General features: G+C 71.9%; 21 protein-coding genes. 9 read left to right on the top strand and 12 right to left on the bottom strand.

Annotated features, from left to right (window positions below; all coding sequences use genetic code 11):
- Nucleotides 1-47 precede the first annotated feature (47 nt).
- Nucleotides 48-527: a hypothetical protein gene (locus JK359_RS00965; protein ID WP_201830587.1), complete on the top strand. Its 480-nt coding sequence runs from the start codon at nucleotides 48-50 to the stop codon at nucleotides 525-527.
- Between the two features lie 4 nt (nucleotides 528-531).
- On the opposite strand, the gene JK359_RS00960 is transcribed toward JK359_RS00965, so the two are convergent.
- Both JK359_RS00960 and JK359_RS00955 read right to left on the bottom strand, forming a co-directional pair.
- Nucleotides 532-723 (bottom strand): DUF397 domain-containing protein, encoded by a 192-nt coding sequence (locus JK359_RS00960; protein WP_201830586.1) that lies wholly within the window; start codon nucleotides 721-723, stop codon nucleotides 532-534.
- An 8-nt stretch (nucleotides 724-731) separates the two neighbouring features.
- Complete coding sequence (locus JK359_RS00955; RefSeq protein ID WP_201830585.1) at nucleotides 732-1,571, bottom strand: helix-turn-helix domain-containing protein; 840 nt, start codon at nucleotides 1,569-1,571, stop codon at nucleotides 732-734.
- A gap of 204 nt (nucleotides 1,572-1,775) precedes the next feature.
- Between JK359_RS00955 and JK359_RS00950 the strand changes: the two genes are divergently transcribed.
- The 4 genes from JK359_RS00950 (at nucleotide 1,776) to JK359_RS00935 (ending at nucleotide 5,334) form a co-directional block, all read left to right on the top strand.
- Nucleotides 1,776-2,246, top strand: a complete 471-nt coding sequence (locus tag JK359_RS00950; protein ID WP_236677112.1) for an ATP-binding protein — start codon at nucleotides 1,776-1,778, stop codon at nucleotides 2,244-2,246.
- 47 nt (nucleotides 2,247-2,293) lie between these two features.
- A complete protein-coding gene (locus JK359_RS00945; RefSeq protein ID WP_372445330.1) occupies nucleotides 2,294-2,851 on the top strand; it encodes a hypothetical protein in 558 nt (185 codons plus the stop codon).
- Between the two features lie 9 nt (nucleotides 2,852-2,860).
- Nucleotides 2,861-4,696, top strand: coding sequence for an alpha/beta hydrolase (locus JK359_RS00940; RefSeq protein ID WP_201830584.1), 1,836 nt, complete (start codon nucleotides 2,861-2,863; stop codon nucleotides 4,694-4,696).
- Between the two features lie 119 nt (nucleotides 4,697-4,815).
- The gene (locus tag JK359_RS00935; RefSeq protein WP_201830583.1) at nucleotides 4,816-5,334 is read left to right on the top strand and encodes a hypothetical protein; all 519 of its coding nucleotides are present in this window, start codon (nucleotides 4,816-4,818) and stop codon (nucleotides 5,332-5,334) included.
- 108 nt (nucleotides 5,335-5,442) lie between these two features.
- Here the strand turns inward: JK359_RS00935 and JK359_RS00930 are convergent, their stop codons facing one another.
- From JK359_RS00930 to JK359_RS00920, 3 genes are all read right to left on the bottom strand, one after another.
- The gene (locus JK359_RS00930; RefSeq protein WP_201830577.1) at nucleotides 5,443-6,228 is read right to left on the bottom strand and encodes an ABC transporter permease; all 786 of its coding nucleotides are present in this window, start codon (nucleotides 6,226-6,228) and stop codon (nucleotides 5,443-5,445) included.
- The gene (locus JK359_RS00925; protein WP_201830575.1) at nucleotides 6,225-7,205 is read right to left on the bottom strand and encodes an ATP-binding cassette domain-containing protein; all 981 of its coding nucleotides are present in this window, start codon (nucleotides 7,203-7,205) and stop codon (nucleotides 6,225-6,227) included. Before JK359_RS00925 ends, JK359_RS00930 begins: the two co-directional genes overlap by 4 nt.
- Before the next feature lie 127 nt (nucleotides 7,206-7,332).
- Nucleotides 7,333-7,998, bottom strand: coding sequence for a DUF4097 family beta strand repeat-containing protein (locus JK359_RS00920; RefSeq protein WP_201831635.1), 666 nt, complete (start codon nucleotides 7,996-7,998; stop codon nucleotides 7,333-7,335).
- A 564-nt stretch (nucleotides 7,999-8,562) separates the two neighbouring features.
- On the opposite strand from JK359_RS00920, the gene JK359_RS00915 reads away from it, so the two are divergent.
- Nucleotides 8,563-9,465 (top strand): ribokinase, encoded by a 903-nt coding sequence (locus JK359_RS00915; protein WP_201830568.1) that lies wholly within the window; start codon nucleotides 8,563-8,565, stop codon nucleotides 9,463-9,465.
- Nucleotides 9,466-9,833: 368 nt separating this feature from the next.
- Here the strand turns inward: JK359_RS00915 and JK359_RS00910 are convergent, their stop codons facing one another.
- Genes JK359_RS00910 through JK359_RS00900 form a run of 3 tightly spaced genes read right to left on the bottom strand, consistent with a single transcriptional unit; the run spans nucleotide 9,834 to nucleotide 12,963 of the window.
- Nucleotides 9,834-10,667, bottom strand: a complete 834-nt coding sequence (locus tag JK359_RS00910; protein ID WP_307787918.1) for a sugar phosphate isomerase/epimerase family protein — start codon at nucleotides 10,665-10,667, stop codon at nucleotides 9,834-9,836.
- Nucleotides 10,664-11,815, bottom strand: a complete 1,152-nt coding sequence (locus JK359_RS00905) for a dihydrodipicolinate synthase family protein (protein WP_201830566.1) — start codon at nucleotides 11,813-11,815, stop codon at nucleotides 10,664-10,666. Before JK359_RS00905 ends, JK359_RS00910 begins: the two co-directional genes overlap by 4 nt.
- Nucleotides 11,812-12,963, bottom strand: a complete 1,152-nt coding sequence (locus JK359_RS00900) for a Gfo/Idh/MocA family protein (protein WP_201830564.1) — start codon at nucleotides 12,961-12,963, stop codon at nucleotides 11,812-11,814. The genes JK359_RS00905 and JK359_RS00900 overlap by 4 nt, the downstream gene beginning before the upstream one ends.
- Nucleotides 12,964-13,225: 262 nt before the next feature.
- On the opposite strand from JK359_RS00900, the gene JK359_RS00895 reads away from it, so the two are divergent.
- Together JK359_RS00895 and JK359_RS00890 are read left to right on the top strand one after the other, a co-directional pair.
- Nucleotides 13,226-14,275, top strand: coding sequence for a LacI family DNA-binding transcriptional regulator (locus JK359_RS00895; protein ID WP_201830561.1), 1,050 nt, complete (start codon nucleotides 13,226-13,228; stop codon nucleotides 14,273-14,275).
- Between the two features lie 328 nt (nucleotides 14,276-14,603).
- Entirely contained in the window at nucleotides 14,604-15,404 is an 801-nt protein-coding gene (locus JK359_RS00890; protein WP_201830559.1) for a sugar phosphate isomerase/epimerase family protein, read from the top strand.
- Nucleotides 15,405-15,592: 188 nt separating this feature from the next.
- On the opposite strand, the gene aroA is transcribed toward JK359_RS00890, so the two are convergent.
- Nucleotides 15,593-16,828 carry a 3-phosphoshikimate 1-carboxyvinyltransferase gene (aroA, locus tag JK359_RS00885; RefSeq protein ID WP_201830557.1) on the bottom strand — a complete coding sequence of 412 codons (1,236 nt, stop codon included), beginning with the start codon at nucleotides 16,826-16,828 and terminating at the stop codon, nucleotides 15,593-15,595.
- A gap of 186 nt (nucleotides 16,829-17,014) precedes the next feature.
- On the opposite strand from aroA, the gene JK359_RS00880 reads away from it, so the two are divergent.
- Complete coding sequence (locus JK359_RS00880) at nucleotides 17,015-18,856, top strand: glycoside hydrolase family 3 protein (RefSeq protein WP_201830555.1); 1,842 nt, start codon at nucleotides 17,015-17,017, stop codon at nucleotides 18,854-18,856.
- A gap of 21 nt (nucleotides 18,857-18,877) precedes the next feature.
- On the opposite strand, the gene JK359_RS00875 is transcribed toward JK359_RS00880, so the two are convergent.
- The 3 genes from JK359_RS00875 to JK359_RS00865 all read right to left on the bottom strand — a co-directional run bounded on the left by JK359_RS00875 (nucleotide 18,878) and on the right by JK359_RS00865 (nucleotide 24,630).
- Nucleotides 18,878-20,287, bottom strand: coding sequence for a S28 family serine protease (locus tag JK359_RS00875; RefSeq protein ID WP_201830553.1), 1,410 nt, complete (start codon nucleotides 20,285-20,287; stop codon nucleotides 18,878-18,880).
- A 92-nt stretch (nucleotides 20,288-20,379) separates the two neighbouring features.
- Complete coding sequence (locus JK359_RS00870; protein ID WP_201830551.1) at nucleotides 20,380-20,772, bottom strand: hypothetical protein; 393 nt, start codon at nucleotides 20,770-20,772, stop codon at nucleotides 20,380-20,382.
- 135 nt (nucleotides 20,773-20,907) lie between these two features.
- Nucleotides 20,908-24,630 (bottom strand): ABC transporter ATP-binding protein, encoded by a 3,723-nt coding sequence (locus JK359_RS00865; RefSeq protein ID WP_201830549.1) that lies wholly within the window; start codon nucleotides 24,628-24,630, stop codon nucleotides 20,908-20,910.
- Nucleotides 24,631-24,690: the final 60 nt, after the last annotated feature.

Here is a 24,690-nt window from a genome sequence, read left to right as displayed (position 1 = left end):
ACGGTACCGGTGAGGTCTGACAACGGGCACTGTTACTGTGCGTGCCCGTGAGGGATGGCGACAGCGCAGGACCGGTCCAGGAGTTGCAGGCCCGCATAGAGGCGGTCACCGCGGGCACGGCGTACCGGATGCGGCGGACCGGGCAGGGCTTCGACCTGACCGTGAACGTCTCCGGCCCGCGGCCGCAGGTGCACACGTACCGCGTGGCGCTGCGCCCGCACGAGAAGACGTTCACGATGACGGACGTCGTTCACGCCTACGACGTCGGTCCCGGCGGGCGGCGCGTGGGCAAGAGGGTGTCCACGGGCCGGAGCGTGTACGTCACCACCAGCAGAAGCACGGACGGCACCCAGCGCTACCGCTTCTCGTCCGCCGACGGCCACCGTCTGATCCGGGCCGCGGCCGAGGACCTGGGCTGGCGCGAACTCCGGCCCACCGCCGTGAAGATCGCCGTCGCCGCGGGGATATTCGGCGGCGTGATCGCCCTGAGCACGCTGGTGGGCCTCGCGATCGCCTTCTGGCCCTGAGCGCTCACCGACGCGGGCCGGCTTGCCCCTTCAGGGCCTCGAGGAAGGCGACGAAGGCGGGGGCGGCGAAGGTGAGGGGAGCCCGGGCGGGGGTTTTGGAGTCGCGGACGGCTGTGCGGGTGGGGGTGGTGGCGACTTCCACACAGTTGTTTCCGTCGCCCTCGCCGGAGTAGGACGACTTGCGCCAGGTGTCCATGGAATGCCTCACAGCTCCTTCGTCATCCGGTGGATGAAGTCACGCGATGGGGCGAGTTCGAGCGATACGGCTTCTACCTTACGGAAGCGCGTTCGATAGGTGTTGAGCTGGGCTTCCGAATCGATCAGGAGTGCGCCATGAGGTGCGTCGCGCGCGACCGTGTCCAGCTTCGGCACCTGTCCTCCGACGTACGTCATCGTGCTTGAGGCCCTGGCGAATCCGTCCAGGTCGAAGGGGATGACACGCAGCGTGATGCGGTCCGCCTCGGATACGTCGAGGAGCCGCTCGAGTTGGGCACGCATCGCGGCACGATCACCGACCCGCATGCGCAGGGCCGACTCGTGGATCACGATCTCGTGCGGGAACGTCGCCTCGTTCTGCCGGGTCAGCCTGTGACGGACCCGCAGCTCGCGTTCCTCGTCGGTGAGTTCGGGAATGCGGGAGGAGAAGACCGCCCGGGCGTAGTCCTCGGTCTGCAGGAGGCCGGGGACGTACAGAATGGCCACATCCCGCTGGAACGTGGCGTAGTGATCCAGCTCCGCCAGATCCAGGAAGGACGTGGGGAGCAGCCCTCGGTACTCCTCCCACCAGCCGCTCCTGCGGTCAGTGGCCATGGTGACCAGGGCGTCGATGAAACCCTCATCCGTGCAGGAGTAGTGAGAGGCGAGGCGGCGCAGTCGCTGCTCGCTCACGCCCGTGACGCCGGCTTCGATCTGGCTGATGTGGACTCGGCTCACCCCGAGCAGCCCTGCCGCCTGGACGGCGGTGAGCCCGGCGGCTTCCCGGAGCCTGCGCAGCTCCAGCCCCAGGCGCATCTGACGGGCTGTGGGTTCGCGCCGCAGGACCATGGTCGCTCCCTGGTTCAACACGTCCGCCGATGCGGCTCGTTCGGGGTCAGATTACGCGATCGACTTGCTCAGCATTACAGGTAAGCCCTACCGTCAGTGACCTGCCGCACACGCAGCGGAAGCGCACCGCGTCGTCCTGCCACGGCGGCCGCGGCAATGCCACCGCGTGCGAAATCCCATGCCGCTGAACGGAGTTGATGTCGCATGCCCGAGAACGAGACGTGGGACTACACGCTCTACATCCCCAATGACCTGAGAGCGGTGACCGTGTGCCGTAGGACCCTGCGTCTGATCCTGATGATGCACGGCCTGATCGGACTCGTGGACACCGCCGAACTCCTCGCCGCGGAGCTGGTCTCCAACGCCGTACGGCACACCAAGGGCCCGGCGGCACTGCGGGTGCGGCGTACGGCGGAGGGGGTGGTGTGGATCGGGGCCTGGGACACCGACCCCTCCCCGCCGGAGCCGCCGCGGCCGTTGGGACAGGCCGTGGAGTCGGAGGAGGGCCGGGGTCTGGGACTGGTCGTGGCGTGCGCGGACCACTGGGGGTGGCAGCCGTCGGCCCGGTTCGGGGACCGGGGCAAGTTCGTGTGGTGCGAACTGGGGGGCGGCGTGCAGAGCCCCCCGCACCGTCCCGCCGCCGCACGTACCGGCCGGTGTCCGGCAGGTGGCTGAAAGCCGTATGAGTACCTGTACTCATGGGCCGGTGAGACCGGATACGGATGGCCCACGGACGCCCGCGAGATAGCTTCTTCCCCGACTACTGGATCATCACCGCCGGACCCACTGGTGCGGCGGCGTCCGAGACACCCGGGGGACTGCGCGTGGCGTGGGAGGAGTGGGAGCAGCTCAAGGCGGCCGCTGCCGATCGGCACGGCGCGCACATGCGGCTCGACCAGCTGCCGACGGGGCCGGGCGGGGGTGGCGGCAAGGCCCAGGGCAAGCTCCGGTCCGACAAGGCAGCGTGGTCCGCGGCCGGCGAGGGGGTCGGCTCGCTGCGGGACGGTCTGGGCAAGGCGTTGACGAAGTTGCAGCAAGGTCAGACGGGCCTCGGCGACCAGTCGGGATGCCTCACTGCGGCTGCCCAGAAGGGTGTCTACGACTCATGGGATCGCCGGGTCACCGACATCAGCGAGCTGTGTCACGGTCTGGCCGACGTGCTGAACAAGACAGGCCACGACCAGTTGCGGACGGACCAGGCCGTCAAAGAGGAGATCGCCGGACTCAAGGCCGGCTCCGAGAAGGGCTCCGACGCCGGCGGCCCGGGCAAGGGCCGGTGACGTACCCTCGTGGACCTCAAGACGCTGCAGACGATCAAGCCGTCGGAGTACGCGGAAGCCGCGGACGGTTACCGCACGATCAGTGACGCTGCCGATGCCGCCAGGGAGCGTGTCGACAAGGAGATCACCAAGGCCCTCCGCGACGCCAACGAGGGCGAAGCGGCCGACGCCGCGCAGAAGAAGCTCCGCCAGCTGTCCGAGAACTTCCACTACGTACAGCTCGAATGCGGGCTGATCAGTGGAGCGCTCAACGGCTTCTCGACGGAGATCACCACGCCTCGACGCCAGGTGCTCCAAGCGCTGGAGGACGCGAAAGCCCTGTCGTACACCGTCCACACGGACGGCAGCGTCGCCTTTCCCGCCGACGGGAAGAACGAGCTGACCGGGCAGGAGATCCCCGGGGGCACGGCCATCGGGAACGACGGCATGTACCACGGCCGCGGGCTGGGGCCCGACACCTCCGGCTTCATCCATCCCAACCCGCACCAGGCCAAGGCGCAGGACATCGCCAACCGCATCGCGCGCGCTCTCCGGGACGCGGCCGAGATCGACAGCCGGTACAGCTCCGCGCTGAAGAAACTGAAGGCCGCTCCCGGGCTGACCGTCGACGCCAGGACCTGGGTGGACGTCGGCAGGGACTCGGACACGGTCGGCACGGCCGCGCTGGACTACATCCGCGACCACATTCCCCTGGACAAGTCGCCCGCCGAGCGCAAGGAATGGTGGGACGGCCTCAGTGACGAGGAGCGGGACGAGTACAAGAGGGCGTTCCCCGAGTTCATCGGCAACCTGGACGGCATCCCGTCCGCCGTGCGCGACGAGGTGAACCGGGAGAACCTGGACACCCTCATCGGCAGACTCTCGGGCGAGGACGGTGAAAAGGCGAAGACGCAGCTGGACGCGCTCAAGAGCATTCGGCAGCAGCTTCAGGAGAATGCCGCGGCACAGCTCACGAACGTCGGCGAGCCGCCCATGTACCTGCTCGGGGTCGGCCACGAGGGGCGGGGGCGGGCCGTCGTCTCGTACGGGAACCCTGACACGTCCCGGAACGTATCCGCGTACGTGCCCGGACTCGGTACCGCCCTGGACACGGACTTCGCCAGGAACGATCTGAGGCGAGCGCATGACACGGCGGTCGGTGCACGGAAGTACGACCCTTCCAGCGCGTCGATCGTGTGGCTGGGCTACGACGCACCTCAGCTTTCCATGCCCGGCGATCTCCCCACACTGGCATCCGACACTGATGTCATGTCTGCCGACGACGCGAAGAAGGGCGCACCGGCCTACAACTCGTTCATGGCAGGGCTCGCGGCGACCAACGACCACAAGGATCCGCACCTCGTGGCGATCGGGCATTCCTACGGTTCCCGCCTGGTCGGCGCGGCGACGCAGGAGCCGGGAGGCATCCCGGGGGCCGACGACATCATCCTTCTGGGCAGCCCGGGGACAGGCGTGGACAAGGCCGAGGATCTCGGGGTCGGCAAGAACCACGTCTTCGTCGGCGCCGCGGAGAACGACCCGGTGAGTCACCTGCCGTCGAAGAAGGAAGCGGTCGCGGGAACCGTCGGGTTCTTCGGCGGCGGTCCGCTGGGCGCCTACGTCTTCGGGGACGTCGCGGACCAGGGAGACGACGACCTCTGGTTCGGGAAGGACCCGGCAAGCGAGGCGTTCGGGGCCAGACGCTTCGAGGTGGCCGACGGGCCCCGGCCGATGATCGATGGGCAGGGGCCGACACCGGCGCACTCCAACTACTTCAACCCGGGGAAAGACCCTGAGTCCGCCGGGAACATCGCCGCCCTCGTCGCCAACCGGCCCGGATACGTGAAATGGGACGAACACCGATGAAGAAGCACGTCTTGGGCCTCTTGGTCGCAGCGTTCCTCGCTTCCGGCTGCAGCTTCACCGGCAGCGGTGACAGCGGGACCGGCAAGGCGCACCAGGGATCAACGGCGAAGGAGGGTCACATGAACATGCAGGAGGCCGGGGATCACGCGGAAGGAATGCTGGACGCGTTCATCGGGGCGGTCCACCCTTCCGTGGAGGCCGCGCCGGGACCTTCGAACGCCTCCATGTGCCCCGATTTCAAGAACGACAGCACCGGCACCGGCACGGTGACGCGGCGGCGTTCGGTGATGACGGTCATCTCGAGCGAGCGGCGGGGCAGCTTCCTCGGCATCATCGAACGCCACTGGAAGAAGCACGGCTACACGATCACCTCGGTGCGGAACAACAAGGAAGCCCCGGCGGTCTACGCCACGGCCCCCGACGGTTTCAGGGTGAGCCTCGAATTCGGTTATGCGGGCCAGGCCTTCTTCGACGTGGTCTCTCCGTGCGTCACCGAGTCCAAGGTGACCGAACCTTCCCGCAAGCCTCTCGACCCGCGGGCCTTGAAGTCCGGAGGACTCCCGTACCTGCACTCCGACTTCTGGTCGGGCCGCACCCCCGCCCCCTCATCCCCGTCGGAATCGGGCGGCGCCGGCTGAGGCCACGCCCTCACGCACGAAGAGGGTGGCGTACTCCGACGTGGTGTCGGGGTACGCCGCCCCAGGCGGAACCGGACCCGGCGGGAGTCGCCCGCGCCGTCACGGCGGCTACTCGGGGTCCCGGTTGAACCTGGACGTGGACCAGAAGTAGCCGAGTGCGGTGAGGGCCGCGCACCAGGCCAGGGCGAGCCATCCGTTGTGGCCGATCCCGGTGCCGAGCAGGAGTCCGCGCAGGGTCTCGATGGTGGGGGTGAAGGGCTGGTACTCGGCGATCGGCTGGAACCAGCCGGGCATGGAGTCGACCGGCACGAAGGTGCTGGAGATGAGCGGGAGGAAGATCAGCGGCATCGCGTTGTTGCTGGCGGCCTCGGCGCTCGGGCTGACCAGGCCCATCCCGACGGCGATCCAGGTCAGGGACAGGGCGAACAGCGTCACGAGTCCGAATGCCGCGAGCCACTCCAGGGCCGTGGCGCCGGTGGAGCGGAAGCCGATGGCCACGCCGACCGCGCCGACCAGGACGACGCTCAGGACGGATTGCAGGACGCTGCCGATGACGTGCCCGATGAGCACGGAGCCGCGGTGGACGGCCATGGTGCGGAAGCGGGCGATGATGCCCTCGGTCATGTCGTTGGAGACGGACACGGCGGTGCCGATCGTGGTGGAGCCGATGGTCATCAGCAGCAGGCCGGGTACGAGGTAGGCGATGTAGTCGGAGCGGTCCCCGCCGCCGATGCCGGCGCTCATCGCGTCCCCGAAGATGTAGACGAAGAGCAGCAACAGCATGATCGGTGTGAGCAGGAGGTTCAGGGTGAGGGACGGGTAGCGCCGGGCGTGGAGCAGGTTGCGGCGCAGCATCGTGGACGAGTCGCGCACGGCGAGGGAGAGGGAACTCATCGGACGTTCTCCTTGGGCTGGGCGGGCTGGGCGGGCTGCGTGGGCACGTCGGCGCCACCGGTCAGGGCGAAGAAGACGTCGTCGAGGTCGGGGGTGTGCACGGTGAGTTCACCGGCTTCGATGCCGGAGGAGTCCAGCCGGTCGAGGACGGAGCGCAGCGCGCGCTGGCTGCCGTCGCTGGGAAGCTGCAGCGCGAGGGCCTCCTCGTCGCGGACGGCCTCGCTCAGGGCGGACGCGGCCGACCGGTAGGCGGCCGGGTCGGTGAAGCGGAGCCTGACGTGTCCGCCGGGGACGATCCGCTTCAGCTCCTGGGCGGTGCCTTCGGCGGCGATCACGCCGTCGTGCAGTACGGCGATGCGGTCCGCGAGTTCGTCGGCCTCCTCCAGGTACTGGGTGGTGAGGAAGACGGTGACGCCGTCGGAGACCAGCTCGCGGATGATGCCCCACATGGTGTGGCGGGAGCGCGGGTCGAGGCCGGTGGTCGGCTCGTCGAGGAAGATGATCCGCGGGTCGCCCACCAGGGTCATGGCGATGTCCAGGCGGCGCTTCATGCCACCGGAGTAGGTGGAGGCGGGCTTCTTCGCCGCGTCGACCAGGTCGAACCGCTCCAGCAGTTCGGCGGCCACCCGCCGCCCCTCCCGCCTGGACAGGTGGTGCAGGTCGGCCATGAGGAGCATGTTCTCCTCGCCGGTGATCAGGCCGTCGACGGCGGAGAACTGGCCGGTGACTCCGATCGCTGCGCGCACCGCCTGGGGGTGGGTGGCGAGGTCGTGGCCGCCGACGTGGACCGGGCCGGAGGACCGGTCGGGGGAGATCAGGGTGGAGAGGATCTTCACGGCGGTGGTCTTGCCGGCGCCGTTCGGGCCGAGCAGGGAGAAGATCGTCCCTTCGGGGACGGTCAGGTCGATGCCGTCGAGGACGGTCTTGTCACCGTAGGACTTGCGCAGGCTGTTCGCCGCGATGGCCGGGCCTGTCATGGGGATGCTCCTCTTCACGTGCTGCGGGTCCGGAGGTTGACGAGCTGCGGGGGGTGCACGAGCCGCGGGTCCGGAGGCTCACGGGCCGCGGGCCGCGGGCTGCGGGCTGCGGGCTGCGCGCTGCGGGCTAGAGGCTGCGGGCGGTGATGTCGCCGTGGCTGGTGGTGGCGTGGATGGTCAGGCCGGCGTCACCCGTGTTCTTGAGCGAGTTGTGGATCCGGCCGTAGGCGGTGTGCGCGTCCAGGGAGGCGGAGGTGCCGGGGGCGGCATCGACCGCGATGTCCCCCTGCTGGGTGCGCAGCGTCATCGTGCCGCGCAGGGCCTCGTCGATCCGGATGTCGCCCCGCTGGGTGCTGATCTCCGCGGGGCCGCACAGGCGGCCGACCGAGACGTCGCCGTCGTGGGCGGCGAGGCGGGCGCTGGCGGCCTCGTCGATCTTGACCGAGCGGTAGCCGCCCGCGAAGACGACGTCGCCGAGCCGCCCGACGCCGCGGAACTCGGCGGCGCCCGCCTTAGCCTCGACGCGGGAGCCGGCGGGCAGCTGGACGGTCACCTCGACGGATCCGGAGTTGCCCAGGAGCCGGTTCTTCGCCTCCGCCGCCTTGATGTGCAGGACGCCGTCGCCGTAGGCGACCTCGATCTCCTCGACGGCCTTGATGTCGCGGCTCTTGGCGGCGTTGGCGGGCCGGACCTCGACGGTGGTGTCGCCGCGGTCGGCCGCGATGAGCTGGATGCGTCCGGCGGGGATGTCCAGGACGGCGGCCACCGGGGCGGGGGTGTCGAACTGCTTCACGGCGGGCTTGGGCAGGCCGGGCTTCTGCATCGCGGGCTCCTTCATCGGTAGCGCGGGCCTTTCCGGCCCGTCGTTTCTGATGTCGTAAACGCTACGTTGCGTTCCATGACTCGGCAACTAGCTCACTTCACAAATCAAGAATTGCCGCAGCTCAAGGCAGGCATTTCATTGCAACGGTTCTGCATCTAACGCAACGACCTCACTCGGGTTCGTTGCAATGGATTGAAGATGAACGCTAAGCCGGCACGCGGTGCCGAAGCCGACGGCCCTTGTCGGTCGCGTCACCGACGCCTTCGGCCCGGCCGCTCCGCAGCGCCACGGGACGGCCTGCGCACCCTGCTCGACCGCACCCTGCCCCACGGCGCCGGTCGCCCGGCGGCACCCCGGGCGTCCTGAAGGCGGACCGGGGCGAGAAGGTGGAGCCGACGGTGAAGGTGCCGGTGGAGGCGGTCGCGAGGGAGAACGTGGCCGGCTTCGGTGGCTGACAACGGGCGACCCGGCGGACGGCCGCACCCCACGGTGGCCGGCCGTCCGCCCCGGGTCGTCTCTCAGGGGAGTCAACTGATGTACGAGTACGACCTCCTGGTCGTGGGCTCGGCCAACGCCGACCTGGTGATCGACGTGGAGCGGCGGCCGGCCGCCGGTGAGACGGTGCTCGGCGGCGACCTGGCCGTGCACCCCGGCGGCAAGGGCGCCAACCAGGCGGTCGCCGCCGCCCGGCTCGGCGCGGGTACGGCCCTGCTGGCGCGGGTCGGCGACGACGGCCACGGCCGGCTGCTGCTGGACTCGCTGCGGGCCGCCGGGGTCGACACGGTGGGTGTGCTGGTGGGCGGCGCCCCGACGGGCGTCGCCCTGATCACCGTGGACCCCTCCGGCGACAACAGCATCGTGGTGTCTCCGGGCGCCAACTCGCGCCTGCTGCCCTCGGACGTCCGGGCTGCCGCGAGCCTCTTCCACGCGTCCCGGGTGGTGTCGGCGCAGCTGGAGATACCGCTGGAGACGGTCGTGGAGACCGTACGGGCCCTGGCGCCGGGCAGTCGTTTCGTGCTGAACCCGTCTCCGCCGCGCGAGTTGCCCGCGGAGGTCCTCGCGGCCTGCGACCCGCTGATCGTCAACGAGCACGAGGCACGGGTGGTCCTCGGCGCCGCGTGCGTGAGCAACGACCCCGCGCACTGGGCCCGGTTGCTGCTGGCGAAGGGGCCGCGCTCGGTGGTGGTGACGCTGGGCGCGGAAGGGGCGCTGGTGTGCGACGGCTCGGGGGTGACCCGGGTGCCCTCGGTGAAGGTGGACGCGGTGGACACGACCGGTGCGGGCGACGCCTTCACCGCGGCCCTGGCCCGGAAGCTGGGCGCGGGTGCCACCCTGGCCGACGCGGCGGCCCATGCGGCCAGGGTCGGCGCGGCGGCCGTGACGAAACGGGGGGCGCAGGAGTCGTATCCGACGGCGGCGGAGGTCGACGCCCTCTGAAGACGGCGGGCCCCTCGACCGCCATCGGTCCAGGGCACTCACCGAGCCGGGGCACTCGCCGACGCGGGCCACTGGCCGAACCGGGGCACGGGCCGAACCGGGCCACTGGCCGAACCGGGGCACGGGCCGAGCGGGGGCACGGGCCGAGCGGGGGCGCGCGGACTGGGCCGGTCCGGGGCGCGGGGGCCGGGTGCCGGTGTTTCGAGGGGGCGTCCCCCGGCCGTCGGCCCGGACACGCCCCCTCGGGGTTTCCCCTCCCCTGCCGGAACCCCTGCTCCCCCCGGGTCCCCCGTGGTTCCGGCGACAGGTACGACACTGCGGGCGCGGGAAGGGTTGCACGGGTTCCCAAGATTTTCCGGGCCGGCGGATCAGGTGCCCAGATGCGCCAGGAACCGTGCCGCCGTCTCGGCCAGAACCTCCCGGCCGTCCCGCGCCCACAGGCGTTCGTTGAACAGCTCGACCTCGATGGGCCCGGTGTAGCCGGCGGCCGCCACCCGGGCCAGCCAGCGGCGCAGGTCGATCGAGCCGTCGCCGAGCTGTGCGCGGCCGTTGAGGACGCCCGCGGGGAGCGGTGTGGCCCAGTCGGCCAGCTGGACGGAGTGGATGCGGCCGCTCGCGCCCGCCCGTGCGATCTGCCGGGGCGCCTGGTCGTCCCACCAGAGGTGGTAGGTGTCGACGGTGACGCCGACCTGCTCGGCCGGGAAGCGTTCGGCGAGGTCGAGGGCCTGGGCGAGGGTGGAGACCACGCAGCGGTCGGAGGCGTACATGGGGTGCAGCGGCTCGATGGCGAGGCGTACGCCGTGCCGTTGCGCGTACGGGCCCAGTTCGGCCAGCGCGTCCGCGACGCGCTCGCGCGCCCCCGGCAGGTCCTTCGAGCCGGCCGGCAGGCCGCCCGACACCAGGACCAGGGTGTCCGTGCCGAGGGTCGCCGCCTCCTCGATCGCGCGGCGGTTGTCGGCGAGGGCGGCGGCGCGCTCGCCCGGGTCGGCCGCCGTGAAGAAGCCGCCGCGGCACAGCGTCGTCACGGTCAGGCCGGCGTCGCGGACCAGCCCGGCCGTGGCCTCGAGGCCGTGGGCCGCGACCGGTTCCCGCCACAGGCCGACGTGGGTGACGCCCAGGCGGCCGCAGGCCTCGACCAGTTCGGGCAGCGTCAGCTGCCTGACCGTCATCTGGTTGACCGAGAAGCGTTCGAGACCGGTCACCGGGTCACCCCGTGCACCGCGAGCAAGTTCCCCATCCGCTCCTCCGCCAGCTCCGGGTCGGGGAACAGGCCCAGCCGGTCGGCAAGTTCGTAGGCGCGGGCGAGGTGCGGGAGGGACCGGGCCGACTGGAGGCCACCGACCATCGTGAAGTGGGACTGGTGGCCCGCGAGCCAGGCGAGGAGGACGACGCCCGTCTTGTAGAAGCGGGTCGGTTCCCGGAAGAGGTGGCGGGCCAGCGTGACCGTCGGGTCCAGCAGGGTGCGGAAGCCCGCCGTGTCGCCCGTGTCCAGCACCCGTACCGCGTGCGCCGCCAGCGGTCCCAGCGGGTCGAAGACGCCGAGCAGGGCGTGGCTGAAGCCCTGCTCGTCGCCGGCGATCAGCTCGGGGTAGTGGAAGTCGTCGCCGGTGTAGCAGCGGACGCCCCGTGGGAGGCGGCGGCGCAGGTCGACCTCGCGCCGCGCGTCCAGCAGCGACACCTTGATGCCGTCCACCTTGTCCGGGTGCGCCCTGATCACCTCCAGGACGGTGTCCGTCGCCGTGTCCAGGTCGGACGAACCCCAGTAGCCGTCCAGGGCCGGGTCGAACACCGGGCCCAGCCAGTGCAGGATCACCGGCTCGGCGGCCTGGCGCAGGAGGTGCCCGTAGACGTCGAGGTAGTCCTCGGGGCCCCGTGCCGTGGCGGCCAGGGCGCGGGAGGCCATCAGGACGGCCCGGGCACCCGACTCCTCGACGACGGCGAGCTGTTCCTCGTAGGCCGCGCGGACGTCGGCGAGGGTGCCGCAGGTGAGCTGGTCGGTGCCGGCTCCGCAGGCGATCCGGCCGCCCGCACCGCGCGCCTCCGCCGCCGACCGGCGGATCAGCTCGGCCGCGCCCGCCCAGTCCAGGCCCATGCCGCGCTGGGCGGTGTCCATCGCCTCGGCGACACCGAGGCCGTGGGACCACAGGTGGCGGCGGAAGGCGAGGGTGGCGTCCCAGTCGACGGCGGCGGGGGCGTCGGGGGACACGTCGGCGTACGGGTCGGCGACGACGTGGGCCGCCGAGTAGACCGTACGGGAGGTGAAGGGGGCGCCCGGCGGGAAGGCCGGCGGTTCGGTGCGGGGCTCGTAGGTCCGCAGGGTGCCGTCGGCGGACGGGAGCCGAAGGGTCACGGCGTGATCTCCGGTACGGCGATGCGGCGGCCCTCCGCGGAGGACTTCAGGCCCAGTTCGGCGAGCTGCACTCCGCGGGCGCCGGCCAGCAGGTCCCAGTGGTAGGGGGTGTCGGCGTGGACGTGCTTGAGGAACAGCTCCCACTGGGCCTTGAAGCCGTTGCCGAACTCGCCGTTGCCGGGGACCTCCTGCCACTGGTCGCGGAAGGCCTCTCCGGCGGGGACGTCCGGGTCCCAGACGGGCTTGGGGGTCGCCGAGCGGTGCTGCACCCGGCAGGTGCGCAGCCCGGCCACGGCGGAGCCCTCGGTGCCGTCCACCTGGAACTCCACCAGTTCGTCGCGGTGGACGCGCACGGCCCAGGAGGAGTTGATCTGGGCGACGGCGCCGCCCTCCAGCTCGAAGACGCCGTAGACGGCGTCGTCGGCGGTGGCGTCGTACGGCTTGCCGTTCTCGTCCCAGCGCCGCGGGACGTGGGTGGTGGCCAGGGCCTGCACGGACGTCACGCGTCCGAACAGCTCGTGCAGCACGTACTCCCAGTGCGGGAACATGTCGACGACGATGCCGCCGCCGTCCTCTGCCCGGTAGTTCCAGGAGGGCCGCTGGGCGGGTTGCCAGTCGCCCTCGAAGACCCAGTAGCCGAACTCGCCCCGGACGGACAGGACACGGCCGAAGAAGCCGCCGTCGGCCAGCCGTTTCAGTTTGAGCAGGCCCGGCAGGAAGAGCTTGTCCTGGACGACGCCGTGCTTGACGCCCTTCTCCCGGGCCAGCCGGGCCAGCCGCAGGGCGGCCTCGAGGCCGGTGGCCGTCGGCTTCTCGGTGTAGACGTGCTTGCCGGCGGCGATCGCCCTGGTGAGGGCCTCCACGCGGGCGTTGGTGGCCTGGGCGTCGAAGTAGATGCCGACGGTGGGGTCGGCGAGGACGGAGTCGAGGTCGGTGCTGAAGTGCTCCAGACCGTGCCGCCCGGCGATCTCCCTCAGGGCGTGCTCGCGGCGGCCGACCAGGACCGGCTCGGGCCAGAGCACGGTGCCGTCGCCGAGGTCGAGGCCGCCTTGGTCGCGCAGGGCGAGGATCGAGCGGACGAGGTGCTGGCGGTAGCCCATGCGTCCGGTCACGCCGTTCATGGCGATGCGCACCGTCTTGCGTGTCACGTCTGTCCCCTTCGTGGGCGCCGCCCGGCCCGGTCCGTGGCGGCGGCTGCCGGCGGCGGCAGTACAGTGAGCCATTTAGCAAGCGCTTTCTGCACGACGGAAGCTATCCCGTGTCACCTGTCCGTACAAGACAGTGTCCCCATCGAGGTGTTCGAGGGGGCGAACAACTCGGGGCCATGGCCTTAGGGTCTGTCGGAACCAGGACGCATGCCCGGCTGTCTACGAGGGCGTACGACACGATGCACGACCTAAGGACGACGACATGACGGTGACCCTGGCGGACGTGGCGGCCCGCGCCCAGGTCTCCCCCGCGACGGTGTCGCGCGTGCTGAACGGCAACTACCCGGTCGCCGCTTCCACCCGCGAGCGGGTGCTGCGGGCGGTGGACGAGCTGGACTACGTCCTCAACGGCCCCGCCAGCGCACTCGCCGCGGCCACGTCCGACCTGGTCGGCATCCTGGTCAACGACATCGCCGACCCCTTCTTCGGGATCATGGCCAGCGCGATCCAGGCGGAGATCGGCGGGCCGGGCGGCCGGGCCGGCGGCGAACGCCTCGCCGTCGTCTGCAACACCGGGGGCTCCCCCGAGCGCGAACTGACGTACCTCACCCTCCTCCAGCGGCAGCGGGCCGCGGCCGTCGTGCTGACCGGCGGGGCCGTGGAGGACACGGCGCACGCGGAGGCCGTCGCGGCGAAGCTGCGCAAGCTGGCGCAGGCCGGGACCCGGGTGGTGCTGTGCGGGCGCCCGCCGGCGCCGGACACCGGGTCCGCCGCCCTGACCTTCGAGAACCGGGGCGGCGCGCGGGCGCTGACCGAGCACCTCGTCGGCCTCGGCCACCGCCGGCTCGGCTACATCGCCGGCCCCGGGGAGCGCACGACCACCCGGCACCGCCTGGAGGGCCACCGGGCCGCGCTCGCCGCGGCGGGCATCGAGGACGATCCGCGCCGGACGGTGCACGGCCGTTACGACCGCCGGTCCGGCTACGAGGCGACGCTGGAACTCCTGCGCCGCGATTCCTCCCTGACGGCGATCGTGGCCGCGAACGACTCCGTCGCCCTCGGCGCCTGCGCCGCCCTGCGCGAGTCCGGCCTGCGCATCCCCGAGGACGTCTCGGTGGCCGGCTTCGACGACCTGCCGTTCAGCATCGACGCGGTGCCGTCCCTGACCACGGTCCGCCTCCCCCTGGCGGAGGCGGGCGCCCGGGCCGGCCGCATCGCCATGGGCCGCGAGGAGCAGCCCCCCGGCGGGATCGCCTCCGTGCGCGGGGAGTTGATGGTGCGGGGGTCCACCGGGGTGCCGCGGGCTTCCTGAGGGCGCGGACACGGGGAGCCGCCAGGGGGCGAGGCCGGACCCGATCAGAGCGAGCACAGCCGGACACCGCCGCATCCGCCGCATCCGCCGCAGCACCCCGTGCACCGGCGGGTGCGGACCTACGCGTTCAGGTGTGATGCCCGGCCAGGAACGGGACCCGGCCGGCCGAGGCCGCACGGACCGTTCGGGGGATTCTCGCCTCGCCGCGCGACCGGGCTTCGCCCGCGTCACCGGGACGTCCCACCGCGCCTTCGGCCGGGACCCGGCCGGCCAGGACCGGCGGCCGGAGCCGCATGGACCCGGCGACTGAGGGGTACGGTCCGTTTTCATGAAGCTGGCGTTCTCCACACTCGGTGTCCCCGGCCTGCCCGTCCCGGAGGTCCTCGCACTCGCGACCGCCCACGGCTACCACGGCGTGGAGCTGCGCGCCCACCCCGAGGAACCGGTGCACCCGGGCCTGACCCCGGACGAACGCGCCGGGACCGCGGCCCTGTTCAAGGAGGCCGGGGTGGCGGTGCTCAGTCTCGCCGGGTACGCACGCGTCGCCGCCGACGGCGAGGACGCGCCCGTGCTGGCGGAGATCCGCGACCTCCTCCAGTTGGCCCACGACCTGGGCGCGCCCTTCGTCCGCGTCTTCCCCGGCGCGGACCCGGACCGGTCCCGCGAGGAGTCCGACGCGATCGCCGCCCGGCGGCTCGGCACCGCCGCGGAGGACGCCTCCGCGCTCGGCGTGCGGATCCTGCTGGAGACCCACGACTCGCACCGCACCGGCGCCGACGTGATCCGGGTCCTCGGCCCGGTGGGCCATCGTCAGGTGGGGGCGGTGTGGGACGTGATGCACACCTGGCTGGGCGGCGAGCAGCCGTCGGACAGCTACGCGGCGCTCGCCCCGCATCTGGGATACGTCCAGGTCAAGGACATCGCATCGGCCGAGGACAGCAGCCCGCTGCCGCTCGGCGCAGGCGTGCTGCCGCTCGCCGAGTGCGTGGACGTCCTGTCCCGGCACGACTGGGACGGCTGGCTGTGCTGGGAGTACGAGAAGCGCTGGCACGAGGAGGCCGCCCCGCTGCCGGAACTCCTGCGCGCGGGCCGGGACCACCTGCTGCGGCTCCTGGGCGAGGCGGCGTAGGCCGGGCACGTCACCGATCGGCGGCCTGACGTGCCGTGAGCGGGCCGGGGGCCGAGGGGGATCCGGTGCCGGCCGCCGGCCGCGAAGGGCTGCCGGCCCTCGTCAACCGGCGTCTGGCAGTGCCGCGAAGGGCTGCCGGTCTTCGTCAACCGGCGTCGGGCAGTGCCGCGGAGGGCTGCCGGCGTTCGTCAACCGGCGTCGGGCAGTGCCGCGAAGGCCTCGTGGAAGCCGGGGAACGTATTGCGGACACAGCCGGGGTCGTCGTACGTCAGGCCCGGTGTGCGCAGGGCGGTGACGGCGAACGACATCACGATGCGGTGGTCGCCGAAGGTCTTGATCCCGGTCCCGGGGGCGGGCGTGCCGGGCCGGATCTCGATCCAGTCGGGGCCGGTCGCCACCCGCACGCCCAGCCGCCGCAGGTTGTCCGCGCAGGCCTCCAGGCGGTCGCACTCCTTCACCCGGGTGTTGGCCACGTCCTCGATGCGCACCGGCCCCGAGGCGAACGGTGCGATGGCGGCCAGCGTCGGCATGGTGTCGGAGATGTCCCGCATGTTGACCGTGAGGCCGCGCAGTTCCCCCGTTCCGCGTACCGTCGTGCGGTCCTCGGCCACCTCCACGTGCGCGCCCATCCGCCGCAGCACCTCCACGAAGCGCAGGTCGCCCTGGAGCGCACCGGTGCCGAGGCCGGGCACGGTGATCTCGCGGCCGGGGGTGACGGCGGCCGCGGCGAAGAAATAGCTCGCGGTGGAGGCGTCGGGCTCGACGGTGTAGGTGGTGGCCCGGTAGCCGCCGGCCGGGACCTCGTACACCGTGCCGTCCCGGACGACGTCCACGCCGAACGCCCGCATCATCGCCAGGGTGATCTCCACGTACGGCGCCGACACCAGCTCGCTCACCCGGATCCGCAGGCCGGTGCGGGTGAGCGGGCCGAGCAGCAGCAGCGCGGTCAGGTACTGGGAGGACTCGCCGGCGTCCAGCACGACCTCGCCGCCCTCGACGCCGGCCGCGTGCACGGTGAGCGGGTGGTGGCCCTCGGTCTCCGTGTGCCGCAGGTCGACGCCGAGGTCGCGCAGGGCGCGGGTGAGCGGGCCGAGGGGGCGGCGGCGCATCTGCGGGGAGGCGTCGAAGCGGTAGGTGCCGTGGCCGGCGGCGGCCAGCGTGGGCAGGAAGCGGGCGGTGGTGGCGCCGTCCCGGCAGAAGACGTCGGCCTCGGCGTGCGCCGGTCCCTGCGGGCGGCCGTCCACCTGCCAGGTGCCGGGGGTACGGCCGACCCGGTAGCCGAGCCGGGTGAGGCCCTCGGCGAAGCCCTCGGTGTCGTCGGAGCGCAGGGGACGTACGAGGGTGCTGACGCCGTCGGCCGCCGCCGCGAGGAAGAGCGCGCGGGCGGTGATGGACTTGGATCCGGGGATGTCGACTGCGGGCATGGCCGCATGATGGCGGCTCGTCCGGGGTCCGGTCACGCATGTCCAGGAGCTGGACGCGCCCACCGGAATGCGCGGGCGGCAGGCCCTTCGTGGTTACTGTGCATTCCCTTGACGGAAAGAAACTTCCCGGATATTGGTGACTCCTCGGAAGTTTCCTTCAGCGGTTCTCCTCTGGAAGGAGCGCACGTGCACGACACCAGCACGGGAAGCACGGGAAACACCGCACGGCCGTCCAGACGCGCCGTCCTCGCCGCCGGCGCGGGACTCACCGCCGCGCTGACCGTACCGACGACCGCCCACGCCGCCGCGCCCGGCGCTCCCGACGAACGCCGGCTGCGCGCCCTGGTCTCCGGGATGACGCTGGAGGAGAAGGTCGGCCAGCTCTTCGTGATGCGGGTCTACGGCCACTCCGCCACCGCCCCCGACCAGGCCGACGTCGACGCCAACCTGAAGGAGATCGGCGTCCGCACCGCCGCCGAGCTGATCGCGAAGTACCGCGTCGGCGGCATCATCTACTTCACCTGGGCGCACAACACCCGCGACCCGCAGCAGATCGCGGACCTGTCCAACGGCATCCAGCGGGCCTCCCTGGAGCAGCCGCGCGGTCTTCCCGCGCTCATCGCCACGGACCAGGAGCACGGCGCCGTCTGCCGGGTCGGCAGGCCCGCGACCCTCTTCCCGGGCGCGATGGCGATCGGCGCGGGCGGCCGGCGGGCGGACGCGCGGACCCTCGGCCGGATCTCCGGCGCCGAACTGCGCGCGATGGGCATCAACCAGGACTACTCCCCCGACGCCGACGTGAACGTCAACCCGGCCAACCCGGTCATCGGCGTGCGCTCCTTCGGCGCCGACCCGGAGGCCGTCGCCGAACTGGTCGCCGCCGAGGTGAAGGGCTATCAGGCGTCCCGGGTCGCGGCCACCGCCAAGCATTTCCCGGGCCACGGGGACACCGCCGTCGACAGCCACTACGGCTTCCCGGTCATCACCCACAGCCGGGAGCTGTGGGAGAAGCTGGACGCGGTGCCGTTCCGGGCCGCGATCGAGGCGGGCATCGACTCGATCATGACCGCGCACATCCAGTTCCCGGCGCTGGACGGCTCCGGCGACCCGGCCACGCTCTCCCACCCGGTCCTCACCGGCATCCTGCGCGGCGAACTCGGCTACGACGGGGTCGTGATCACCGACTCGCTCGGCATGGAGGGCGTCCGCACCAAGTACGGCGACGACCGGGTGCCCGTGCTCGCGCTGCAGGCCGGCGTGGACCAGCTGCTCAACCCGCCCAGGCTGGACGTGGCCTGGCAGGCGGTCCTCAGGGCCGTGCAGGGCGGCGAGCTGACCGAGGCCCGCCTGGACGAATCGATCCTGCGCATCCTGCGCCTGAAGGCCCGGCTCGGACTCTTCCGCGACCCCTACGCCGACCCGGGGGACGTCGACCGCACGGTGGGCACCCGGGCCCATCTGGCCGCCGCCGGCCGCATCGCCGAACGCACCACGACGCTGCTGGTCAACGAGGGCGACCTGCTGCCCCTCGACCACCGCAGGGAGGGCAGGCTGCTGGTCGTCGGCGCCGACCCGGCCTCGCCGTCCGGCACCACCGGACCGCCCACCGCCGTCCTGGCCGCCGCCCTCACCGGCCTCGGCTTCATCACCACGGCCCTGTCCACCGGCACCGCGCCCTCCGCCACGACGATCGGCAAGGCGGTCGCGGCCGCCCAGGACGCGGACGCGGTGGTCGTGGGCACGTACAACGTGACGGCGGGCAGTGCCCAGCGGACCCTGGTGGACCGTCTGCTGGCGACGGGGAAGCCGGTGGTCGTGGTGGCGGTCCGCAACCCGTACGACGTCGCGCAGCTCCCTTCCGCCCGGGCCGTCCTGGCCACGTACTGCTGGACGGACGTCGAACTGCGCGCCGCCGCACGGGTGATCGCCGGCCGGGTGGCACCGCGCGGGAAGCTGCCGGTCCCGGTGCAGCGGGCCGACGATCCCACGCGGGTGCTGTACCGGATCGGGCACGGGCTGACGTACTAGCGACGGGCCCGCCCGGTCCGGTCAGGGCCGCAGCGCGGGCTCCCGCTCCACGTCCCGGCCGTCGAGCCGCGCGTCGTACGCGGCCAGCGGCTTCGCCTGGGCCACGGCGGCCGGGGAGACACCCGCCCACCGCAGGATGCGGGCGGTGGCGAGGGACTTCTGGTCCGCCACCAGACCCGCCACGTTCGCGCCGTGGTTCATGCCGGGCGCGGTGAAGACGTAGGAGTCACGGGCGCCCGCGCCGGGCCGGAAGCGCTCCGATCCCCACGGGTCGTTCTGGCCGTAGACGAAGAGCATGTGCGTGGCGTGGTGCCGCACCCAGGTGTCCACGTCGCGCATCGCCTGCGGCTGGAAGCGCATCGGGATGGAACGGGGCACGAAGTTGCGCGGCGGCTGGTAGCCGTAGCGGATCAACTTCCGCTCGATGTGAGGGAAGTGGATGGTCGGTGCGCCGAGCTGGGTGCCGGCCTGGTAGTAGTACGGCGTGTAGGTCTCCAGCCCCTGGTCGGTGTAGGCGGAGAAACCGGAGATGGTGTCGACCGAGTTCCAGATCTCGTCGTCGCTCGCGGTGGCCGCGTCCGCCGGGACGGTGTCGCAGTCCTTCAGCAGGCTGTACTGCCAGAAGCCCCACACGTAGTCCAGGACGACGGCCTCGTACGCCCTGTCCAGGCCGCCGATGGTGTCGAAGGTGTAGCCGTTGCCGGCCGCGTACGCCGCGTACTTCTTCTCCAGCGGCTCGCGGCGCACCAGCGCCTCGCGCTGGACGGCGTTCAGCCGGTCCCGGCACTCCTTGGTGCCGACCCGGGTGAAGAAGCGGTCGTAGGCGGAGTCCTCGTGGTTCACCACGTCGTTGGGGGCGACGTACGCGACGACGCCGTCCATGTCGCGCGGGTAGAACCGCTCGTAGTAGGTGGCCGTCATGCCGCCCTTGGAGCCGCCGGTGGCCAGCCAGTTGGCGGAGTAGACGCCCTTCAGGGCCTGGAACACGCGGTGCTGGTCGCTGGCCGCCTGCCAGATGTCGAGCTTGGACCAGTCGGCCGGGGCGGGGCGGGACGGGGTGAAGAAGCGGTACTCCAGGGAGACCTGGTTTCCGTCCACGATCTGGGTGGGCTCGCGGCGCGAGGGCGTGGTGGAGACGTTGTAGCCGCTGGTGTAGAAGACGGTGGGGCGGCTGGTGTCCTTGTGCAGCACGGTGATCCGCTGCTGGAAGGTGCCCCGGTCCGGGTGGCGGTGGTCCACCGGCTGGGTGTAGTTCAGGACGAAGTAGCGGTAGCCGGGATACGGCTTTTCCTGGACCAGGCTCATGCCGGGTATCGACAGGAGCCTGTCCTTGATGTCGGTGGGCTCGGCGGCGGTGGCCGCGCCGGCCGCTGTGCTCAGCGTGCCTATGAAGACCGTGAGCGCCAGCAGCCATCTGAGCGCCTTGCGCATGCGCACTCTCCCCTGTGAGACAGACGTGCGCCGGAAGCTATCCCAGCAACTGCTGCCACACCAGAGGGAATTGAGTGCTCCGGATCAACCGTTCAGCACAGGATCCAGCCGGAACTGACCGTGGACCGGCCCACCGAGCCCCTGATCCAGACGCAGCGGTGCCCCGCGTTCACGGTCACCGGGCCGGCGTGGTGCTTGTAGCGGCCCTTGTCGACGACCGGGAGGTTGCCGCGGGCCTGCACGCTGACCGACATGGTCTGGGTGCGGCCCGGGTGCTTGGCGAGGGTGACGGCACAGACGAAGCCGTGGTGCTTGTAGACGTGGGTGACGCCGGTTCTGAACGGCAGGGTCCGCACCTCGCGCCCGGCACAGCCGCCGGCCGTGGCGGCCTGGGCGGTACCCGCCGCCGTGAACGCCAACGCCCCGGACGCGGCCAGCACGGCCGCACCGAACGCCAGCCGCCGGCGTATCGCACCACTGTCCACTTCGTCCTCCCCGTGCCGCGGTCATACTCCCCCGTGCCCGTACTGATGTACGGACGCACGACATATGTCGGATGGTTGCACGACCGTCAGCGGTACGTGCCGACGGGGTGCCCCCGCCCGGGCCCCGCAAGGCCCTCAGCGGGACACGCCGACCGGCTCCTCCGGCTCGGACCGGCCCACGAAGGTCCGCCACAGCTCGGCGTACCGGCCGTCGCGGGCGAGGAGTTCCTCGTGCGTGCCGTCCTCGGCCACCCGGCCGTGGTCCATGAGCACCACCCGGTCCGCGCGGGCGGCCGTGGTCAGCCGGTGGGCGACCACGAGGGTCGTACGGCGGCCGGCCAGGCGGTCGGTGGCCTGGTTGACCTGTGCCTCGGTGGCCAGGTCCAGGGCGGCCGTGGCCTCGTCCAGCAGCAGGACGTCGGGGTCGACCAGCTCGGCGCGGGCCAGGGCGATCAGCTGGCGCTGGCCCGCCGAGAGGTTGCGCCCGCGTTCGGCGACCTCGTGCAGATAACCGCCCTCCAGCGTGGCGATCATCTCGTGCGCGCCGACCGCGCGGGCCGCCGCCTCCACCTCGGCGTCGGTGGCCTCGGGCCGGCCGTAGGCGATGGCGTCCCGGACGGTGCCCGGGAAGAGGTACGCCTCCTGCGGGACGACCCCTAGCCGGTGCCGGTACGAGGTGAGGTCCAGGGCGCGCAGATCCGTGCCGTCCACGGTGACCCGCCCGCCGGTCGGGTCGTAGAACCGGGCGACCAGCTTGACCAGTGTCGACTTTCCGGCGCCGGTCTCGCCGACGAAGGCGACCGTCTGCCCCGCCGGGACCGTCAGGTCGATGCCCGTCAGCGCCTCCTCGTCCTCGCCGTAGGCGAAGTGCACGTCCTCGAAGGTGATGTCACCGCGCAGGGACCGCACGCCGAGCGGCTCCTCGGCGGACTCGGTGGAGGTCGGCTCGCGCAGCAGCTCCTGGATGCGGCCCAGCGAGACCGTGGCCTGCTGGTAGCCGTCGAAGACCTGGGAGAGCTGCTGGACGGGGGCGAAGAACAGGTCGATGTAGAGCAGGTAGGCCACCAGCGCGCCGGTGGTGAGGGTGGCCGCCTCCACCCGGCCGGCGCCCGCGATCAGCACGGCCGCCGCGGCGACCGAGGACAGCAGCTGCACGAACGGGAAGTAGACGGATATCAGCCACTGGCCGTGGATGCGGGCGCTGCGGTAGCCGTCGCTGCGCTCGGCGAACCGCCGCCCGCCGTCCCGCTCGCGCCGGAAGGCCTGCACGATCCGGAGCCCGGCCACGGTCTCCTGGAGGTCGGCGTTCACCGTCGAGACGCGCTCGCGGGCGAGTTCGTACGCCTTCACGCTCGCCCGGCGGAAGAAGAAGGTGGCCACGACCAGCGGGGGCAGGGTGGCGAAGACGACCAGGGCGAGCTGTACGTCGAGCACCAGCAGGGCGACCATGATCCCGAAGAACGTGACGACCGAGACGAACGCCGTGACCAGTCCGGTCTGGAGGAACGTCGACAGCGCATCGACGTCGGTCGTCATCCGCGTCATGATCCGGCCGGTCAGCTCGCGCTCGTAGTAGTCGAGCCCGAGCCGCTGGAGCTGCGCGAAGATCTTCAGCCGCAGCGCGTACAGCACACGCTCGCCGGTACGGCCGGTCATCCGGGTCTCGCCGGTCTGCGCCACCCACTGCACCAGCACGGTCAGCAGGCCGAGCAGGGATGCCGTCCACACCGCGCCGGTCGCCATCTCGGACACGCCCGAGTCGATGCCGTGCCGGATCAGCACCGGCAGCAGCAGGCCCGCGCCCGCGTCCACGGCGACCAGCGCCAGGCTGACCAGCAGGGGCAGCCCGAAACCGCGCAGCAGCCGGCGCAGGCCGTAGGAGTCCTCGGGGCGGACCGCGCGGGCCTCGTCGATGTCCGGGGTGTCGGTGGCCGGGGGCAGCGCCTCGACCTGGGCGAGCAGTTCCGGGGTGGCCGGGGTGCCGGTCAGGGCCTGGTCCTTGGGCGCGCGGTCACCGTTCCACAGCCTGGGGGTGACCCCGCGCTCGGCGTCGAACTCGGCGTCCAGCTCCTCCCGGACGGAGGTGTCCTCGCTCGGCACGGCGGGCTCGGCGTGGCCCGGCGAGACGCCGCCCAGCTCGTCGGGGTCGGTGAGCAGGCGGCGGTAGAGGGCCGAGCGCTGCTGGAGGTCCTCGTGGGTGCCGACGTCGACGAGCCGGCCGCCGTCCAGGACGGCGATGCGGTCGGCGAGGTTCAGCGTGGAGCGGCGGTGCGCGATCAGCAGGGTCGTACGGCCCTGCATCACGTGCTTCAGCGCCTCGTGGATCTCGTGCTCGACCCGGGCGTCCACGGCGGAGGTGGCGTCGTCCAGGACCAGCAGCCGCGGGTCGGTGAGCAGGGCGCGGGCCAGGGCGATGCGCTGGCGCTGGCCGCCGGAGAGGGTGAGGCCGTGCTCGCCGACCTTGGTGTCGTAGCCGTCCGGCAGCTCCGTGATGAAACGGTCCGCCTGGGCGGCGCGGGCGGCGGCCTCGATCTCCTCCTGGGTGGCGTCCGGGCGGCCGTAGGCGATGTTGCTGCGGACGGTGTCGGAGAAGAGGAACGAATCTTCAGGGACCAGGCCGATCGCGGCCCGCAGCGAGTCCAGGGTCAGCTCGCGCACGTCGTGGCCGCCGATCAGGACGGCACCGTGCGTGACGTCGTAGAAGCGCGGCAGGAGCAGGGAGAGGGTGGACTTGCCGGAGCCGGAGGAGCCGACGACGGCCAGGGTCTCGCCGGACCGGATCTCGAAGCTGAGCCCTTCGAGGACGGGGCTGCTCGCTCGGTCGTAGCCGAAGGACACGTCGTCGAACTCGACCGTCGCGGGCGCGTCGGGCGGCAGTTCCTTGGTGCCGTCCCGCAGGGCCGGCTCGGTGTCGATCAGCTCCAGGACCCGCTCGGTGCCGGCCCGGGCCTGCTGGCCGACCGTGAGGACCATCGCGAGCATCCGGACCGGGCCGACCAGCTGGGCGAGGTAGGTGGAGAAGGCCACGAACGTGCCGAGCGTGATGTGCCCGCGGACGGCGAGCCAGCCGCCGAGGGCCAGCATGGCGACCTGGCCGAGCGCCGGGACGGCCTGCAGGGCCGGGGTGTACTTGCTGTTCAGGCGGATCGTGCGGAGGCGTCCCGCGAAGAGGCGGCGGCCGACCTCCCGCAGCTTGCCGGTCTCCTGCTCCTCCTGCCCGAAGCCCTTCACCACGCGAACGCCGCTCACCGCGCCGTCGACCACCCCGGCGACGGCGGCGGCCTGGGCCTGGGCGTACCAGGTGGCGGGGTGCAGCCTGCTGCGGCTGCGCCGGGCGATCCAGGCGAGGGCCGGGGCGACGGCCAGGGCGACCAGGGTCAGCGGCAGCGACAGCCACGCCATGATCACCAGGGAGATCAGGAAGAGCAGGAGGTTCCCGACGGTCATCGGGAGCATGAAGAGCAGGCTCTGGATCAGCTGGAGGTCGCTGGTGGCCCGGCCGACGACCTGCCCGGTGGACAGCTCGTCCTGGCGGCGGCCGTCCAGCCGGGTGATCGTGCCGTACATCTCGGTCCGCAGGTCGTGCTGGACGTCCAGGGCGAGCCGGCCACCGTAGTAGCGGCGTATGTAGGTGAAGGCGTAGACGAGGACGGCGGCGCCTATGAGGGCGCCGGCCCAGGGGGCCATCGAACGGGTGTGGCCGCCGATGACGTCATCGATGATCACCTTGGTGATCAGCGGGACGACGGCCATGACGGCCATGCCGGCCAGGGACGAGCCCAGAGCGAGGGTCACGTCCGTGGGGTAGCGCCAGGCGTACTTCGCGAGTCGTCTTGCCCATCCCCGTTGCGTTGCCACGCCGCTGCCTCCTGGTTCCGGTCATGCTCTACCGGAAGACACCAACGTTCTGGGGCGGTG

The organism is Streptomyces actinomycinicus (assembly GCF_016741775.1).
Lineage (GTDB): Bacteria > Actinomycetota > Actinomycetes > Streptomycetales > Streptomycetaceae > Streptomyces > Streptomyces actinomycinicus.
This window is presented reverse-complemented; position numbering and strand designations above follow the sequence as displayed.

Bases quoted from the DNA above. Each gene is read 5' to 3' on its own strand.
- JK359_RS00950 (WP_236677112.1), top strand. From the start codon at position 1,776: ATGCCCGAGAACGAGACGTGGGACTACACGCTCTACATCCCCAATGAC.
- JK359_RS00930 (WP_201830577.1), bottom strand. From the start codon at position 6,228: ATGAGTTCCCTCTCCCTCGCCGTGCGCGACTCGTCCACGATGCTGCGC.
- JK359_RS00915 (WP_201830568.1), top strand. From the start codon at position 8,563: ATGTACGAGTACGACCTCCTGGTCGTGGGCTCGGCCAACGCCGACCTG.
- aroA (WP_201830557.1), bottom strand. From the start codon at position 16,828: ATGCCCGCAGTCGACATCCCCGGATCCAAGTCCATCACCGCCCGCGCG.
- JK359_RS00925 (WP_201830575.1), bottom strand. From the start codon at position 7,205: ATGACAGGCCCGGCCATCGCGGCGAACAGCCTGCGCAAGTCCTACGGT.
- JK359_RS00935 (WP_201830583.1), top strand. From the start codon at position 4,816: ATGAACATGCAGGAGGCCGGGGATCACGCGGAAGGAATGCTGGACGCG.
- JK359_RS00955 (WP_201830585.1), bottom strand. From the start codon at position 1,571: ATGGTCCTGCGGCGCGAACCCACAGCCCGTCAGATGCGCCTGGGGCTG.
- JK359_RS00945 (WP_372445330.1), top strand. From the start codon at position 2,294: ATGGCCCACGGACGCCCGCGAGATAGCTTCTTCCCCGACTACTGGATC.
- JK359_RS00890 (WP_201830559.1), top strand. From the start codon at position 14,604: ATGAAGCTGGCGTTCTCCACACTCGGTGTCCCCGGCCTGCCCGTCCCG.
- JK359_RS00875 (WP_201830553.1), bottom strand. From the start codon at position 20,287: ATGCGCAAGGCGCTCAGATGGCTGCTGGCGCTCACGGTCTTCATAGGC.
- JK359_RS00895 (WP_201830561.1), top strand. From the start codon at position 13,226: ATGACGGTGACCCTGGCGGACGTGGCGGCCCGCGCCCAGGTCTCCCCC.
- JK359_RS00960 (WP_201830586.1), bottom strand. From the start codon at position 723: ATGGACACCTGGCGCAAGTCGTCCTACTCCGGCGAGGGCGACGGAAAC.